At 40.9% G+C, this 16,452-nt stretch carries 12 protein-coding genes; 5 read left to right on the top strand and 7 right to left on the bottom strand.

Annotated features, from left to right (window positions below; all coding sequences use genetic code 11):
• Positions 1–17: 17 nt before the first annotated feature.
• Both MMO38_RS11385 and MMO38_RS11390 read left to right on the top strand, forming a co-directional pair.
• Positions 18–833, top strand: coding sequence for an NAD-dependent epimerase/dehydratase family protein (locus MMO38_RS11385; RefSeq protein ID WP_241323621.1), 816 nt, complete (start codon positions 18–20; stop codon positions 831–833).
• A 130-nt stretch (positions 834–963) separates the two neighbouring features.
• A complete protein-coding gene (locus tag MMO38_RS11390; protein ID WP_241323622.1) occupies positions 964–1,944 on the top strand; it encodes a putative solute-binding protein in 981 nt (326 codons plus the stop codon).
• A 44-nt stretch (positions 1,945–1,988) separates the two neighbouring features.
• Here the strand turns inward: MMO38_RS11390 and plsB are convergent, their stop codons facing one another.
• Positions 1,989–4,544 (bottom strand): glycerol-3-phosphate 1-O-acyltransferase PlsB, encoded by a 2,556-nt coding sequence (plsB, locus tag MMO38_RS11395; RefSeq protein WP_241323623.1) that lies wholly within the window; start codon positions 4,542–4,544, stop codon positions 1,989–1,991.
• A 314-nt stretch (positions 4,545–4,858) separates the two neighbouring features.
• On the opposite strand from plsB, the gene MMO38_RS11400 reads away from it, so the two are divergent.
• The 3 genes from MMO38_RS11400 to MMO38_RS11410 all read left to right on the top strand — a co-directional run bounded on the left by MMO38_RS11400 (position 4,859) and on the right by MMO38_RS11410 (position 9,575).
• Positions 4,859–5,731 carry an acyl-CoA thioesterase II gene (locus MMO38_RS11400; RefSeq protein ID WP_004673026.1) on the top strand — a complete coding sequence of 291 codons (873 nt, stop codon included), beginning with the start codon at positions 4,859–4,861 and terminating at the stop codon, positions 5,729–5,731.
• Positions 5,732–5,859: 128 nt separating this feature from the next.
• Positions 5,860–7,083 carry a dicarboxylate/amino acid:cation symporter gene (locus MMO38_RS11405; RefSeq protein ID WP_241323624.1) on the top strand — a complete coding sequence of 408 codons (1,224 nt, stop codon included), beginning with the start codon at positions 5,860–5,862 and terminating at the stop codon, positions 7,081–7,083.
• Between the two features lie 407 nt (positions 7,084–7,490).
• Positions 7,491–9,575 carry a TonB-dependent siderophore receptor gene (locus MMO38_RS11410; protein WP_241323625.1) on the top strand — a complete coding sequence of 695 codons (2,085 nt, stop codon included), beginning with the start codon at positions 7,491–7,493 and terminating at the stop codon, positions 9,573–9,575.
• Positions 9,576–9,647: 72 nt separating this feature from the next.
• On the opposite strand, the gene MMO38_RS11415 is transcribed toward MMO38_RS11410, so the two are convergent.
• The 6 genes from MMO38_RS11415 to MMO38_RS11440 form a co-directional block, all read right to left on the bottom strand.
• Positions 9,648–10,592 carry a metal-dependent hydrolase gene (locus MMO38_RS11415; protein ID WP_241323626.1) on the bottom strand — a complete coding sequence of 315 codons (945 nt, stop codon included), beginning with the start codon at positions 10,590–10,592 and terminating at the stop codon, positions 9,648–9,650.
• A 276-nt stretch (positions 10,593–10,868) separates the two neighbouring features.
• Entirely contained in the window at positions 10,869–11,645 is a 777-nt protein-coding gene (yihA, locus tag MMO38_RS11420; protein ID WP_241323627.1) for a ribosome biogenesis GTP-binding protein YihA/YsxC, read from the bottom strand.
• 68 nt (positions 11,646–11,713) lie between these two features.
• Positions 11,714–12,172, bottom strand: coding sequence for an Rrf2 family transcriptional regulator (locus MMO38_RS11425; RefSeq protein ID WP_241323628.1), 459 nt, complete (start codon positions 12,170–12,172; stop codon positions 11,714–11,716).
• 79 nt (positions 12,173–12,251) lie between these two features.
• On the bottom strand, positions 12,252–13,463 hold the full coding sequence (hmpA, locus tag MMO38_RS11430; protein WP_241323629.1) for an NO-inducible flavohemoprotein: 1,212 nt from the start codon (positions 13,461–13,463) through the stop codon (positions 12,252–12,254).
• A 140-nt stretch (positions 13,464–13,603) separates the two neighbouring features.
• Entirely contained in the window at positions 13,604–15,151 is a 1,548-nt protein-coding gene (locus tag MMO38_RS11435) for a helicase HerA-like domain-containing protein (RefSeq protein ID WP_241323630.1), read from the bottom strand.
• A 19-nt stretch (positions 15,152–15,170) separates the two neighbouring features.
• Positions 15,171–16,364 carry a PLP-dependent transferase gene (locus tag MMO38_RS11440; RefSeq protein WP_241323631.1) on the bottom strand — a complete coding sequence of 398 codons (1,194 nt, stop codon included), beginning with the start codon at positions 16,362–16,364 and terminating at the stop codon, positions 15,171–15,173.
• Positions 16,365–16,452 lie beyond the last annotated feature (88 nt).

Below are 16,452 nucleotides of genomic sequence, written 5' to 3' on the forward strand. Positions count from 1 at the left end.
TTTGATCAAGGACATGTATGCATATTTTATTTATTGGTTATGGTAAAACATCTCAGCGTGTCGCTAAACACTTATTTGAGTGTGGTCACCACATTAGCACAATTAGTCGTAGTGAAAAAACAGATTGTTATGCGACTCATGCTATTCAAGACGTGCAGCGACTTGATTTAACAGCATTTCGTCCAATTGATGTGGTTTATGTGCTTCTCGCACCATCTCAAAGTGGCATTGAGTCTTATCAACACACTTATGTTGATAGTGTTGAGCCGATTGTTCGGGCCTTAAAATCACATCCCGTGCAACGCATCATTATTGTGTCTTCAACTCGGGTCTATGGTGAAAGTGCTGGTGAGCGAATTGATGACGAATCACTGATACAACCTGCCGATGAGCAAGGGCATTTGCTGCGTAAGATGGAACTTTTATGGCAAGCGCATTATCCAGAGCGTAGTATTATCGTTCGACCAACGGGTATCTATGGGACATCGATTGTTCGATTAAAAAGATTGGCTGAGCAAACACGCATTTATCCGACCATTCACTATAGTAATCGGATTCATATCGATGACTTAGCCAAGTTTTTGGCCATGTTAGCTGATCTTTCAGAAGTGGAATCTAGTTATATTGTCAGCAACAATCAGCCTTTACCGATGCATGAGATTTTACTTTGGTTTCAGCAACAACTTGATTTTCCTCAGTTACAGCTGGTTTCTCAACAACATACCGGTAAGCAAATTTATGCGACAAGGCTACTGAGAACAGCTTTTAAATTTGACCATTTGATTTGCTTTAATGACTATGCTGAGGCGCTATTGGTACATAGTAATAAATGAAATTTTGATTAAAATGTGACGTGGTTGTTCTTTTTTGGGGTTGGATTCTTGATTTTTACTCTCTGTGAATACAGGGCTGATTGAAGCCGATATGTGTACATGGATTGCGCTAAGGCATTAAGGGGTATATATGAAAAAAATAATTTGCTCGATGTTACTTGGCTTGATGACGACAACGAGTTGGGCGAGTGAAAAAGTATGGTGTGTATTTGATCCTTTGAGTACGCAGGGAGATATTAGCCGCCGTTTACATGATATTCGGTTATATGCGCAACATAGCCAAGTCCAATTGAAATTTAAAACCTTCAAAAATGAAAAAGAGGCGATCCATGCATTTGATCAAAATGAATGCTCTGGTTTAGTCGCATCCAATTTTAATACCTATCGTTATAATCCATTTATGGGCAGTACCAGTGGCATTGGTCTGATTCCAAATAATCGAACGGCAAGGGTGTTTTTACAGCTGCTTACCAATCCGAATGTCGAAAAACGTATGATTGGTTCCGAGTATGAAGTGGTTGGCATGATTCCAGTGGGTACGGTCTATATGATCATGAATACCCAAAAGATCCAGAAAGTCTCACAACTAAAAAATAAGACTATTGGGATTTTGGTGGATAATCCACCGCAACTGGCATTGGCGCAAAGTGTCGGAGCAAAACCTGTTTATGTGGATTTTGCAAATGCCATAGATTTATTCAAACAGAAGAAAATTGATATCTTGGCTGCACCCGCTTATGGGGTGTTGCCATATAACTTAAAGACCGAGTTTGGTGATAAGACTCAAGTGGTCAATTTTCCTGTGGCTTATTTTGCTGTCAATATCGTGATCCGCCCTCAAGCATACCCAGCAGGTTTTGGTCAGAATATTCGAACTTGGTTTGTTAAAAATAGCCATGTTTTGTCTGCTCAAGCAATTCAATGGGAAAACCAATTGCCTGCATATTATTGGGCTGATATTTCAGCTCATGAAAAACAAGGTTATGACGCTTTGGTGATGCGAATTCGTAATCGCTATGTGGCATCTGGTTACTATGATGCTTATTTTGTTGAACTAATCAAACGTTTAAGGTGTTTGGATGAACCCAAATACATCGAATGTCGAAGATAGATAAACAATAACGGCAACCGAAGTTGCCGTTATTGTTTTTGCTGTTAAGCCTTTTTGCGTTTGAGGCGACGTTTGGCTTGTTGTGATGCCATTGCCTCTAAAGCAGTTGCAAGTTCTTCATCACTGAATGTAGTGATGTGTTGCAGCATTTGTAAGGTGGTTTCATCTAACACAAGTCGTGCACCTGCCGCCATCTCACTGAAGTTATCATCATATTCAATGAAACCTTGTTCATTATTGCGAATATAGTTTTGTTGAGTGAGAACTTTGATAAAACTCTGAAAGAGGGATTTATCAAAGAATTCTGGTGAGTTGAACTCATAAAGTACAGATAAACGCTGACCTAATAAATGACTTAACTCTTCAACTTGCTTGGTCGAAATATTGCCAGAACCGCGTTGCGTAATCAGCGCAAGCGTCATGTAGTAGCGTTCTAAACTTTGTTTCACTGGCATTGCTAAAGTTAAAAGCTTTTGATGCTCTTCACTATTTGGTGTTGGGCTAAACAAGTTGTCATCATGATCTTGGAAAATCAAACCAAGCTGAACCAGCGCATCGATATAGCTATCAATGTGTTGTTGTAGTTCAGAAGGCTGCCATTTCATAAACAGTTCGGCTTTTAAGAACGGATACAAGGTACGAATCACATTACTTAGATCTGCTTTATTAATTTTACCGTTGTGCTCAACCAGTGAGGCAACCAAAGATGGCAATACAAAGGCATGCAAAATATTATTACGGAAATAGGTGAGTAAGACTGCTTGATTATCTTCAATTGCAATAATATCGCCCAAGACATGCTGAACACGTTTGATCAGTTTAAGTTTTAAACCATAAGCAATGATTTCTTTACCTGATAATGATGTCACTTGCGTACGTTCATCATAAGGCTGTTGGGTGACAAGGTCTCGGTAAATATCGAGCTGTTTTATACAGATTTCCTCGTCCAGCGTATGTTTTGGTGTGGCCAATAACACCAAAGAAAGCAATGAAACAGGATTCACAACCACGGCACGGTTAATGTTTTCTAAAATCAGATTGGCAGAGCTTGCAACCACATTGGAGATTTCGGCTGAAATAGGCGCATCATTTTTTTCGACGTGAACATTGTCTGCTTGATGCTGTTTTAAAATATCATCCAAGAAAACAGGTTCACCGAAGTTGACGTGAACTTTACCGAAAATTCTTTCAATTTTACGTAAGGTTTTTAAGATACCAAAAATAGATTCAGCCTCTTTCGGCTTACCTTGCATTTCACCAACGTAGGTCGCACCTTCCATCAAGCGCTCATAGCCAATATAAGTAGGTAAAAATACGATCGGTTTGGCAGGTCCACGAAGGTGACCTTGAATGGTCATTGCCAACATGCCTGTTTTCGGTGGAAGTAAACGTCCTGTACGTGAACGTCCGCCTTCGATAAAGTATTCGATCGGTGTGTTACGAGATAAAATGCTATATAAATATTCTTTAAATACAGATGTGTAAAGTGCATTGCCACGGAAAGAGCGGCGAATAAAGAACGCACCACCACCACGCAATAATTGCCCCACAAACGGCATATTTAAATTATCACCCGCAGCGATATATGGAATCATCAAGCCGCGTTTATAAATCACATAGGACAATAATAAATAGTCGATATGGCTACGATGACATGGGGTATAGATAATTTCATAATCTTTTGCCAGCTCACGCACGGTGCTAAAGTTGTGTACTTCGACGCCGTCATAGAGTTGCGTCCATAAACGTGTCAGTGCCATATCGGCAAAACGCACAGCTGAAGCAGAATAGTCTGAAACGATTTCATTGACATAACCAATGGCACGACGTTCAGCCTCTAGCATGCTGATTTTATGGTGAATGCTTTCACGGCGAATTGCATCTTGCACATCTGGTGCTTTGACCACGGACTGCATGACATTACGGCGATCGGATAAATCAGGGCCGAGTACCACTTCACGCTGTTGATCTAAATAAGTATCGAGTGAGCTTGCAATATACGTTGCAGGAGAAATATTTGGATGCTGTGTTTTCGCATAGTCAACCAATTCACGTAAACATTGGGGTTCATGGAACTCTAAGTAGGATTGGCGGCCATGTAAGCCTATATTGACCAATTGCTTTACTGTACTCGGTGTTGCCCAAGTATCTGAAAATAATAATTTGAACCAAGAATCTTCTTTATCTGGTGATCGTCCCCAAAGTACGGTCACAGGAATCAATTGAACTTCAATGTTAGGATTTTGTTCAAGGGCTTCGATCAGTTGTAATAAGCGTGGAGGATAAGTTTGAGTGTTGAAAAAAATATTATCGTTCTGATGTAAAAAAAGGACTGAATTTTTTTCTTGATAGTTGCCAAAACTCAAAGGATCTAGCGCAGGTTTTAGCTTAAGGCGACGCGTCTCACCATCGACCACCAGCGCATTACTATGCGAATAGTTTTGTAATACATAGCATACGACTTTATTTGGATCGGCTGGGCTTTGTTCTGTTGTGGTGGATTCTACAGGAACTTCACCAAGAACGTGCGGGGTTACCACAAGGTCAAGTAACTTACTCGAAAGTTGACGATACATTTGACCAAATCCTGTCTTGGACATTACGAACTCCTAAATATAACCCTAACATCAAGTCATGATGAACACGACATTCTGCTGTATTCTGACATAAAACGGTATGCTATTTTCTGACAAAATATAGCGTATTTGGTAGATTTTATCGTTAAAAATCGTATTTTTAGCAGGTATAAATAGAATAATGCGATGGGTAAATCATTTTATCTTGGCTACAATCTATATTAATCGACTCATCTCGATTAAGATGATTATTCTTGCTCCGCCTTAGGTTTCAAGCAAAATACTGCTTTGCTATGGCCCTCGTTATTTCTCCCTCATTGTTGTAAAAAGGTGATTACATGAATGCTTTAACGCAAGAACTCGTTGAGCTTTTGACGCTAGAAAGACTGGAAGCCAATATCTTTCGGGGCAATAGTCGCAACTTGGTTGGCAAACGTGTATTTGGTGGACAAGTGCTTGGGCAAGCATTAAGAGCAGCGTCATATACCACAGATCGTCCTGCGCATTCGTTACATGCATATTTCCTTTATGGTGGGGATGTTGATGCTCCGATTATTTATGAAGTAGATTCGCTTCGAGATGGGAAAAGCTTTGCCAGTCGTCAAGTGCGGGCGATTCAACATGGGCGTACTATTTTTTCGGCAATGGTTTCTTTTGCCAATCCTGAAGAAGGCTTAAATTATCAACATAAAGAGCCCGAATATCCTGCACCTGAAAGTTTGAAATCAGAAAATGAACTGAAAGAAGCGATGATTAATTTTGTCCCTGAAAATGTTCGTGCCAGTTTTATGCGTGAACGTCATGTGGAAATTCGCCCAGTTCAGCCAGTCAACCCTTTTCAGCCGCAACCTGAAGCACCGTTTTATGCACATTACATTCGAACCCATGGTGATATTGCTAAAAATTTGGATGAAATCTCATTGCATCAAGCGATCGTGGCATTTTATTCAGATTTCACTTTGATGACCACAGCATTGCGTCCACACGGTTTGTCGTGGATTTCTCCAAATCTACAGTGTGCCAGTATTGATCATACGATTTATTTCCATCGCCCATTGCGTGCAGATGAATGGATGCTCTATGAAATGGAAGCGACCATTAGCGCAAGCTCTCGTGGACTTAATTTTGGTCGGATGTGGCAAGATGGTCAGTTGGTCTGTAGTACGGTTCAAGAAGGTTTGATTCGGCTCAGAGAAATCGAAACCCAATAACAAATAAATTTATACTAAGGCCATCATTCTGATGGCTTTTTTATGATATAGATGTGACAAAAAATTGCTCGATTCTTCAACATGAGCATGCCATAGTAGCAATAAGTTAAAAAACTTTATCAAGCATAATGAATTTAAATACACAGATTTTACTGGCCGCTGTGCTCGGTGTGGCATTTGGTTTTTTGTTAAATGCTTACCCACAAACGATATTTGTTGACTATAGTTTATATGGGCTCGGTATTTTAAGTAACATTTTCATTGGTTTGTTGAAAATGCTATTGATTCCATTGATCTTTAGTTCAATTGTGGTCGGTGTTTCAAACTTACAAGCAGGTGGACAATTTGGACGCGTCTGGAAAATCACAGCGCTGAGTTCGATCACCACCACCACCTTGGCACTGATTCTCGGCATCAGCTGTGCACATCTTTTTGACGTGGGCAAGGGGATTGATATTCAAATTTTCCAAGCCGATATGCAAAGTCATCAGACCCCAGACACGCTAACCCCCTCTAGTTTTTTGACCAATTTTGTACAAAACACCCTGATCAACCCATTTAAAGCCTTTAGTGAAGGCAATGTTTTGGCGGTCGTGGTATTTGCATTATTTTTGGGTGTTGCGTTAGTTAAAGGTGGAGAACGTTTTGCGCTGGTACGGAATAGCTTTCAACAATTCTTTGAAATGATGATGATGCTGGTGGGTTGGGTGATGAAACTTGCACCGATCGGCATTTTCGCATTACTCGCCAAACTGATCGCCAGTGAAGATCTTTCTGTATTGAGTCGTTTAGTTGAATTCGCGGCTGTGGTCACAGGAACCACGATATTTCATGGTCTGGTTGTACTCCCTTTATTGTTATGGATATTCGGTCGAATGGATCCGATTACCTTTTTTAAGGGGGCTAGAGCAGCCTTGGTGACCGCTTTTGCAACCAGTTCCAGTTCAGCGACCATGCCGCTTAGTTTGAAATGCGCACAAGAAAATCTCGGTGTTAGACCGCAAACTGCAGGTTTTGTTATTCCTCTCGGCACGCAGCTTAATATGGATGGTACGGCGCTGTATGAAGCAGCGGCAGCATTGTTTATTGCCAATCTGATGGGTTTAGATTTATCCATCACCCAACAGATTATTGTCTGTTTGGTGGCGATTGTTGCTTCTTTAGGTGCGCCTGGGATTCCAAGTGCTGGCATGGTCACTATGATTATGGTGTTACAATCTGTTGGTCTACCCGCAGAGGCGATTGCAATTTTACTGCCTATTGATCGTTTATTGGATACAGTACGTACCGTGGTAAATGTGCAGGGCGATATGATGATTAGTGTCGTGGTTGATCGGCATACACCTGAGTGAAAAATATAAATGACAGTATGTGAGCGATAGATTGTATATCGCTCAGGCAGAGCGACTGGTGTCAGTTCAGTTGGAAGAATATTGCTTAGTTCAGCCAATGATGAAAATGTTGGATAAAGTTTTGGTTATTTAATTAGTTGAAAAGTGCATTAAAAAAAATGATTTTAATTCCATGATATGCTGAAATATAAAAGAAAAAAAGATGATATATATTCTAATAAATTAATAGTTTTAAAAATATATATATGAAATTAAAGCCATTTTATGACAAATGTCTTAAGAAAATATAGATAATCATTCTTGTTTGCACTATCATTTGTTTGTTTTTTGTCTGAGATCGTTTCTGGTCGCTAAAGAAAAATAGCGATGGAAAGGATATTCCGTTCTTTACCGCTTCGGGGGAAGCTATGAAAAACCGTTTTTTTCTAAAAAATCCAATCGTAATGAGTGGTTTGTTATTCGGTAGTTTTGCGCCTATGTTGCATGCTGAGACAGCACAAGAGAGCAAAACCATGGTTCTGCCTACCATTCAGGTGATCGGTTCACAGGATGGCGCTGTTTCTAAGATACCGGGTGCGGCTGTGATTGTAGATCAGGAGCAAATCCAAAAATTTGTCCCGACCTCGACCGAAGATATTTTAAAGCGTGTTTCAGGCGTTTATGTCAAACCTGAAGAAGAGTCTGCTGTTGTTGCCAATATCGGTATGCGCGGTATTAGCTCGGCTGATTATAAAACCTTAATTTTAGAAGATGGTGTGCCTGTTGCACCGGGTCTATTTGTGGGGAATGGTCGTTATTACAATCCGCGTGTACAACGCATGGATAGTATTGAAGTTCTGAAAGGTTCTTCGGCATTGCGTTATGGTCCATCAAATATTGGTGGAGTCATTAACTATCGTACTAAGCAACCTAAAGATGGTGCATTGGTCGATCTGTCGATTGGCTCTTGGGATACCTATAAAACCACAGTTGAATTGGGTGGCAGCTCTCCAAATAAAGACAGTAACTTTGGTGCAATTTTAAGTTGGGCTAAAAGTGACGGTTTCATGGACAAGAGCTATGAAATGAAAGATGCAGTCATCAAAGCGGGTACTGCGATTGGCGATAATCAATGGTTAGGTGTTAAATTTACCCATTATGAAAATGATGCCAACATTTCATATCGTGGGCAGTTCTTGGGTGAATATCATGCCAAGAAAAAGAACAATCCTGCACCAGATGACTGGTTCTTGACTGAACGTAACTCATTCGATATCAACCATCATTGGAACATCAATGCGGATACAGAACTTCAAACCTTGGTGTATTGGAGTGAAATGAACCGTGATTACTGGCGTTATGGGGTTAATGGAGCTGCTTCAAAAACTGCTGGTCGTTGGGTATATACCGATAGTGTGAACGGTAATAACCGTGCCTTTGAGCGTGTGGGTGCTGAAACCCGTTTAGTGGCAAAACATAATTTGTTCAATATCGCAAGTGAAGCTGAAGTTGGTCTACGCTTGATGAATGAAAAAATGGATGATGTGACCATTAATGCGACTCGTGCAACACCACGCACAGGTGCGACGACAAAGGATACAAAAGACACTGCTAAAAGTGTCGCGTTATATGCGCAAAACCGTTTAGATATTACCGATCAGTTGTCAGTGACACCAGGTCTTCGTATCGAACGTTATGAGCAGCAACGTGAAGACAAACAAAAAAGTGAAACGGTTAAAACTTCAAATACAGAAGTGATGCCTGGTCTAGGCGTGACCTTCCAATTGGTTCCAGCTGTACAGCTTTATGGTAGTGTTTATAAAGCTTTTTCTCCAGCGTTGAATGGTGACTCTCTCAGTGGTATGAAGGATCAGAAATTGGATGCAGAAACTGCAGTCAGTTGGGAGTTGGGTTTAAGAGGTCAGCAGGATATCTTTAAATATGAGTTGACTGCCTTCCGAATGGACTTTGATAACCAAATTATTCCAGCAAACAGTAACTCTGACTTTCAAAGCACCAATGGTGGAAAGACCTATAATCAAGGTCTTGAAAGTGCGATCAGTGTAGAATTGGAAAATGGCTTTGATGTATTTGCCAATGTCACTTGGGTGGCAGATGCACAGTTCAAAGGTGATCGTTACAATAAAAATGGTACGCTTAAATCAAGAAATGGCGATCGTGTACCTTATACGCCAGAATGGGTTGCAAATTTAGGTTTCGGTTATAGCTATGCGGGTTTACGTACCCAGCTTAGCGCGAACTATATGGGTTCGCAGTTTACTGATGAGCTCAATACCAAACCAATTGTAGAAAATACATCAGGTTTCTTTACTGGGAAAATTGATGCTTATACAACCGTTGATTTAACCTCTCGCTATACACTCAATGATCAAGTTGAATTCTATGGCGCAGTGAAAAACTTGGAAGACAAGCGATATATGGCAAGCTTGCGTCAAGGGATTTATGTAGGCCCTGAGCGTTCATTTGAAGCAGGCGTTCGCTATCGCTTCTAATTACATTTGTTCATAAATAAAAGCCCTCATCCTAAGATGGGGGCTTTTTGTATTGATTTAGCATAATTTCGTTTAAGCAGCTGGTTGTAAAGCACGTTTCGCAGCAGGAGAGTTGTTTAAATAGTTGACCGCATCTTGGGTATTTCCTTCTTTGACAGGATCATACCACGGCATGAGGTAATCAATTTGTTGTGAAATTAACCAAAGTGGGTTTGGTAATATTTGATCATCGTTGCGTCCCTGTTTATACCATTCTAACCAAATCCAAGGTTTGAACGGACTCGGTTTCTTATCGGCAAAACGAGGGTCTTGACCCATGATGTGTGCTGCGCCATCCACCCATAAGCCAAGTACGCCAATAATCACCGCAACGCTGAGATAGTAACGAGCGATATAACCACCACCGAGATGACGATAAAGATCAAAGGCAACGGTACGGTGTTCGATTTCTTCTGAACCATGCCATTTGATTAAATCAATCATTTCTGGGTCAGCACCAAGCTCTTCCCAGCGTTTGTTATACAACGCATATTTACCAAGCACGCAAGTCATATGCTCAACAGTAGCGATAACACCTAAACGGAACAGATCCCATTGATGATCAAGTATTTTTGGGACTTCTTTGCCAAAAGGTTTATCCGCTAAAGCTTTGTTAAATACAAAGTCCATAATGTCGAGGTTGCGTTGAATATCAATATTGCGTTGGCTTAGATATTCTTTGTTTGCCGAGGTATGTGCAACCGCATGCATGGCTTCTTGGCGAATAAATGCTTGTACATCTTCTTTCAGTTTTGGATCGGTAATTTCAGGCAAAACTTTATTATATAAACGACAGAACCAAAACTCACCTGCGGGTAAGATATTGTTAATTTCATTAATAAAATAACTAGCGAAAGGTTGATTTGGAATCCAATCTACAGGCGTTTTTTCCCAATCAAACTTTACTTTGCGAGGGAGAATTTTATAGTCAATCGAAGAACCAAGAACTTTGTTCTTCACAAATGATAGTAATTTCATCGTTTAGTCCTAATCGATAGTGCAATGAACCAATAGTATGGAGTATATGAAAATACGCCACCTATTGTGTTTAGCAATTCAGGACAATTAAAATTTATTTTATGCATCAAGTTGCATGAAATGCAATATGAGGGGTTTTTGAGACTTTATTCTCGTCGTATGTTTTACGAAACCTTGTTTCTCATCACGCAGTTTCGCAAAATATATCATGCATGGTCTAAAAAATTGCGCCGTATGCGGCACATGCTGCAAACATCTATGTAAGATTTACAGATACTATTCTTCAAGATCAGCATCTGTAGCTTCTGGAATTTGATCGAGGTCAAATTCAGTCGCTTGGTCGAGTGTATAATTCAAACGGCCACCCATCACACTTGCCAGTTCTTCTAAGCCAATTTTATTGAGTGATGAAAACAGTTGAATCGAAAAGTCTAGCTTCATCTTTTTCAATTGTTGTTTCACATCTAATAAGGTTTTATTGGCAGGTCCACGATTGAGTTTGTCCGCCTTGGTTAAAAGGATGTGCACAAATAAATGACGTGAATGCGCCCATTCCAACATCATTAAGTCAAAATGCTGCAATGGATGACGAATATCCATCAATAACACTAACCCTTGTAAGCTTTGGCGATGGATTAGATAGTTTTCTAATTCTTTTTGCCAAACCAGTTTCATCGCTTCAGGTACGGCTGCATAACCGTAACCCGGTAAATCGACTAAACGTTGGTCAGGATTACCTAGGCTAAAAAAGTTGATCATTTGGGTACGACCCGGTCTTTTCGATGCACGAGCCAATTGTTTTTGATTGGTCAGCGCATTGATTGCACTGGATTTACCTGCATTTGATCGACCAGCGAAAGCAATTTCATAGCCTGTATCTTCTACGCATAAAGCAAGCTTTGGCGCACTCATTAAAAACTCAGCTTGGCGTAACCAATTTAAAGACTGGTTTGCATAAAGTGTTAATGCAGGATCAGTCTGTTTCTCATAACTGATTTTTTCTTTTGGGGCGAGTTTAGCTTTGGTATCTTTCGATTGTTGACGCTGACGCATAGAAGCTTACTTTAAAATTTGAAATAGCGAGATCCATTATAAAGGATGTCGGAGATTCGTGCGAATCCTCATGACGAGGCTTTTGGAATGAGTTGTAAAAAATCAATATTTGAATGCTGAGACGAGGGGAGAATACTGTGTTGCAATACTTCTCCCACGGTATATTGATCAAGACTTTGATAAAAGCTCTCCAATGCTTGATCTAAAATTCCTTTAAGTCCGCAGTGCGCACGTAAAACACAAGGTGGGGTATTGCATTCTACAATTTGCTGATGACCTTGTAAGATGCGAACGATCTCACCGAGTTTTAGATTTTTAGCTTCTGGATTGAGGCGAATACCGCCGCCTTTACCACGTGTGGTAATGATCCAGTGTTGCTTCCCCATAAAGTGAACAATTTTAACCAGATGGTTTTGCGAAACATGTAAATCTTGAGCAATATCTGCAATCGTATACGGTACATCACTCGGGCGAGCGACATACATCAAAATTCTAAGTGCATAATCAGTAAACTTATTGAGTTGCATGGTATTTCACTCAATCTAATGCTTTAAATACAAAGGGCTAGTCTATCATAGACTAGCCCTACGCAAAATGCAGCGCCGATTAGTTGAGTTTGACACCACCCGTGCCAAAAGCCTCGCTATGGATATTTTCTGCTGCAATGCCACGAGCGATCAGTGCTTTATGCTGTTCTGCCATAAATGGCATTGGGCCACATAAGTAATAATCTGCACTTGTCGGTAATAATGCAGCATCCATCGAACTTAAATCTAAGCGCCCTACAATGTCGTAATCTTCCCCGAGTACATCATCCGTATGTGGAAATTCATAAGCCGTAAATGTGCTGAGACGTGGATACTTGGCTTTAAGTTCATGAATATGTTTTTTCATCGCATGAACTTGGCTGCTACGACATGCATGGATAAAACTGACAGGTTGTGGCATATCCAAAGTCACCAATTGATTGAGCATGGCAATCATTGGGGTTAATCCGACACCACCACTAATGAAGACATTGCGCTTGTTACTATTCATTAAGTAGAAATTCCCTGTTGGTGCAGACACTTCAATTTCTGAGCCTTCAGCTAAACCATGTAATGTACTTGAAACCCAGCCACTTGCTAACTCACCTTTTTCATCTTCGCGCTTCACAGATATTCGTAAATAATCCGATTGTGGACTAGTGGATAAAGTGTATTGGCGTGGTTGTCTGAGATTTAGCTCAGGCACAAAGACACGAACAGAGATGTATTGACCTGCTTCATATTGTGGTAAATCACCGCCATCGACTGGCGCAAGATAGAAGGAGGTGATTTCATCACTTTCAACGACTTTCTTGGCGATTTTAAAATTGCGCCAGCCTAACCAACTGCCTTTATTTTGCTGATGTTGCTCATATATGGCTTTTTCAGTGCTGATGAATAGATCAGCCAATTGACCATAAGCAGCCGCCCAAGCGTCAATAAGTGGATCTTGCATTGAAATATTCAGAACTTCACTGATGGAGTGGAGGAGGTTTTCACCCACAATGCCGTAATCTGGTGATTGAATATTTAGGCTGACATGTTTGTGTGCAATCAGTTCAACCACAGGTAAAAGCACGGAAGGATCTTCAATATTTTCAGCATAAGCGAGGACTGCGCCAGCAAGTGCCTGTGCTTGTGCACCACTACGTTGATGCCCCATATTAAAGGTTTCTTTTAATTCAGGATTATTTCCTAACATGCGGTTATAAAAATAGCCCGTTAACGCGATACCATTTTCACGCAGTACAGGAACAGTGGCTTTTACAAGGTCAATTTGCTGCGGAGTCATTTTAGATCTCTCTTGGCTATCGTTTATAAGATGTATTTAAAATATACCTTTAATTTTGCATTTGCAATATGTATTTAAAGAAAACCATAAAAAAAATAAGGGATAATAAATTATCCCTTGATTTATAAATGAATAAAGCTTTATTTCCCAAATAATGAACCTAATAGCCCACGGACAATTTTTTGTCCTGAACTCCCACCTAAACTACGCGCGGCACTCTTGGCAAAAGTCCCGACAATGTCTTGGGTCATTTTGGCGCGTTGTTGGGCTGCTTTTTCCTCAGCACGTTGTTGCTCACGGGCTAAACGTTCTTGCTCTTTGAGTTGTTGTTTTTCGGCAGCTTCTTGTTCTTTGATTTGTTGCTTTTCGAGTTCAGCTTGCTGTTTTTGTTGCTCACGTTCCGCGACTTTGTTTTGCAGCATTTCATAAGCACTATCTCGATCAACTGCCTGATCGTATACACCTGCAACGATACTCTGCGCAATAATCACTTGGCGTTCTTCGACGGTGATGGGGTTAAATGATGAGTAAGGTGGCATCACCCAGCCACGTTCTACAATCTGCGGCGTACCTTGTTCATCTAGACAACTAATCAATGCTTCACCCACTGCAAGTTCAGTAATGGCTTGATCCACTTTAAAGTCTGGATTGGCACGGAAGGTATCAGCCGCAGTTTTGACTGCTTTTTGATCCTTCGGTGTAAATGCACGTAATGCATGTTGTACTCGATTTCCCAATTGACCTAATACGCTTTCAGGTAGATCCAGTGGGTTTTGGGTGATGAAGTAGATCCCAACGCCTTTGGAGCGAATTAAGCGAACCACTTGCTCGATTTTTTGCTGTAAGGCTGGGCTGGCATTATCAAATAATAAATGTGCCTCATCGAAGAAGAACACCAATTTAGGTTTATCCATATCGCCGACTTCAGGCAGTTGTTCAAAGAGTTCTGACAACATCCAAAGTAAGAAGGTGGCATATAGTTTTGGGGTATTCATGAGTTTATCGGCAGCTAAGATATTGATATAGCCATGACCGTTACTATCAGTTTGAATGAAATCCAGAATATTTAGACTGGGTTCGCCAAAAAACTGCTCGCCACCTTGATCGCCCAATGCCAATAGATTGCGCTGAATCGCACCGATACTTGCAGGAGATAGATTGCCGTATTCTGCTTTCAATTCGGAAGTGTGTGCGCTGACATAACTCAGCATCGATTTAAGATCTTTAAAGTCGATGAGTAATAAGCCTTGATCATCGGCAATGCGGAACACGGCTGAGAGTACACCTTCTTGGGTGTCATTTAGATTGAGCATGCGTGCTAACAGCAATGGGCCAATTTCTGAGATCGTGGTGCGAATCGGATGTCCTTGTTGCCCAAATAAATCCCAAAAGATCACAGGAGATGCTGCAAATGCGACGCTGTCTACTTTGAGTAGGTTGAGGCGTTCTTCAAATTTTGGACTACTGCTGCCTGCTTTGGCGAGACTTGAAACATCACCTTTGGCATCGGCCAAGAATACAGGGATGCCAAGCCGAGAGAAGCTTTCTGCAAGAACTTTGAGCGTAACAGTTTTACCTGTACCCGTTGCACCTGCGATCAAACCATGTCGGTTGGCAAATTTAGAATGTAGAACAATATCTTGTGTTGTATCTGTGGTTTTTTTCGCAATAATGATGGGTGTGCTCATTCTTCACCTATTCTTCGTGTTATTCCAGTTGTTTTAGTGCATTTTGAATATCTTGGATCAAATCTTCGGGATGTTCTAGTCCTATACAGAAGCGAACCAATAAACCTTGTTGTAAATGTGTATTTTCAAGTGTGCGCATTTGTTTTAAGTCGTACAGCATAACTAAGCTAATAGGCCCACCCCAACTAAAACCTAGTTTGAAAAGGTCTAAGCTATCGCAAAACTTTCGAACGGCTGCAAGGTCATATTCAGGTTTAAAGATCACGCTGACTAAACCAGCGCTTTTGCCTGTGTTACACACGTCCTTCCAGAAGCAATGACCCGCTGAATCGGGGTTGCTTGGATGCAGTACTTGGCTGAATTGAGGTTGGTGTTTTAACCATTCGAGTAGCTTATTTGCATTTTGTGCTTGTTGTTCATAACGTAAAGACATGTGTGCCAAGCTACGCTGGATTTGTGCGGTGTCATCACCAGAAACAGAGATGCCTTGTATCGCATGCATACGGAACAGTTTGTGGTGTAACGCTTGATCACGTGTTACGACCGAGCCCATGAGTATGTCACCGCCGCCGCTTGGATATTTAGTCAATGCATGAACGGTGATATCCACTGAAAGATGTTCATCTGAAAAATCAAAGGCATTAAAGGCAAGTCCAGCACCCCATGTATTATCTAGCACTGTTAGCACATTCGCTTGTTGAGCCTTTTTGACTAAGTGCTTTAAGTCTGGAAACTCAAGAGTGATCGAGCCAGCAGCTTCTAACCAAATCAGTTTGGCTTTATTTGTAGGTTGAAAGCTGTCTGCATCAATTGGATTGTAAATCTTAACGGTGATGCCATAACGATCTTGTAGGTTGTTTAAATGTTCTAAATTAGGGCCATAAATATTATCGGCGACCCAGACTTCATCGCCTGCGCTTAATACTGCACTATTCACTAAATTAATCGCAGATAAACCACTTGGTGCAAGTAGGCAATAACTGCCGCCTTCGATTTGAGCGATATTGTCTGCCAGAGTGAATGTGGTTGGAGTGCCATGGGTGCCGTAACTATAGTCATAAGCATCGGTCCAGTGGCGATCAAAAAGGTGCGCAGTGGATTGGAAAATAATAGTGGATGCACGAAATAGGGGAGGTTGAACCGTCTCAATGTATTGAGGGGCTTGGCGTGGTGCATGAACGAGGTCAGTTTGTCTATTTTTATGTGTAGTCATGGGGCAAAATCAAAGCGATATAATGAATTAGGTTAAGAGAAAATAAGCAAAGCTGCCAGTGATTTGCATGTTTTGTACAGAATCGGTA

The organism is Acinetobacter sp. NIPH 1852 (genome assembly GCF_022549455.1).
Classification (GTDB): domain Bacteria; phylum Pseudomonadota; class Gammaproteobacteria; order Pseudomonadales; family Moraxellaceae; genus Acinetobacter.

Coding starts and splice junctions, on each gene's coding strand:
- hmpA (WP_241323629.1), bottom strand. CDS start 13,463: ATGACTCCGCAGCAAATTGACCTTGTAAAAGCCACTGTTCCTGTACTG.
- MMO38_RS11425 (WP_241323628.1), bottom strand. CDS start 12,172: ATGCAACTCAATAAGTTTACTGATTATGCACTTAGAATTTTGATGTAT.
- yihA (WP_241323627.1), bottom strand. CDS start 11,645: ATGCGTCAGCGTCAACAATCGAAAGATACCAAAGCTAAACTCGCCCCA.
- MMO38_RS11410 (WP_241323625.1), top strand. CDS start 7,491: ATGAAAAACCGTTTTTTTCTAAAAAATCCAATCGTAATGAGTGGTTTG.
- MMO38_RS11390 (WP_241323622.1), top strand. CDS start 964: ATGAAAAAAATAATTTGCTCGATGTTACTTGGCTTGATGACGACAACG.
- MMO38_RS11435 (WP_241323630.1), bottom strand. CDS start 15,151: ATGAGCACACCCATCATTATTGCGAAAAAAACCACAGATACAACACAA.
- plsB (WP_241323623.1), bottom strand. CDS start 4,544: ATGTCCAAGACAGGATTTGGTCAAATGTATCGTCAACTTTCGAGTAAG.
- MMO38_RS11415 (WP_241323626.1), bottom strand. CDS start 10,592: ATGAAATTACTATCATTTGTGAAGAACAAAGTTCTTGGTTCTTCGATT.
- MMO38_RS11385 (WP_241323621.1), top strand. CDS start 18: ATGCATATTTTATTTATTGGTTATGGTAAAACATCTCAGCGTGTCGCT.
- MMO38_RS11400 (WP_004673026.1), top strand. CDS start 4,859: ATGAATGCTTTAACGCAAGAACTCGTTGAGCTTTTGACGCTAGAAAGA.
- MMO38_RS11405 (WP_241323624.1), top strand. CDS start 5,860: ATGAATTTAAATACACAGATTTTACTGGCCGCTGTGCTCGGTGTGGCA.
- MMO38_RS11440 (WP_241323631.1), bottom strand. CDS start 16,364: ATGACTACACATAAAAATAGACAAACTGACCTCGTTCATGCACCACGC.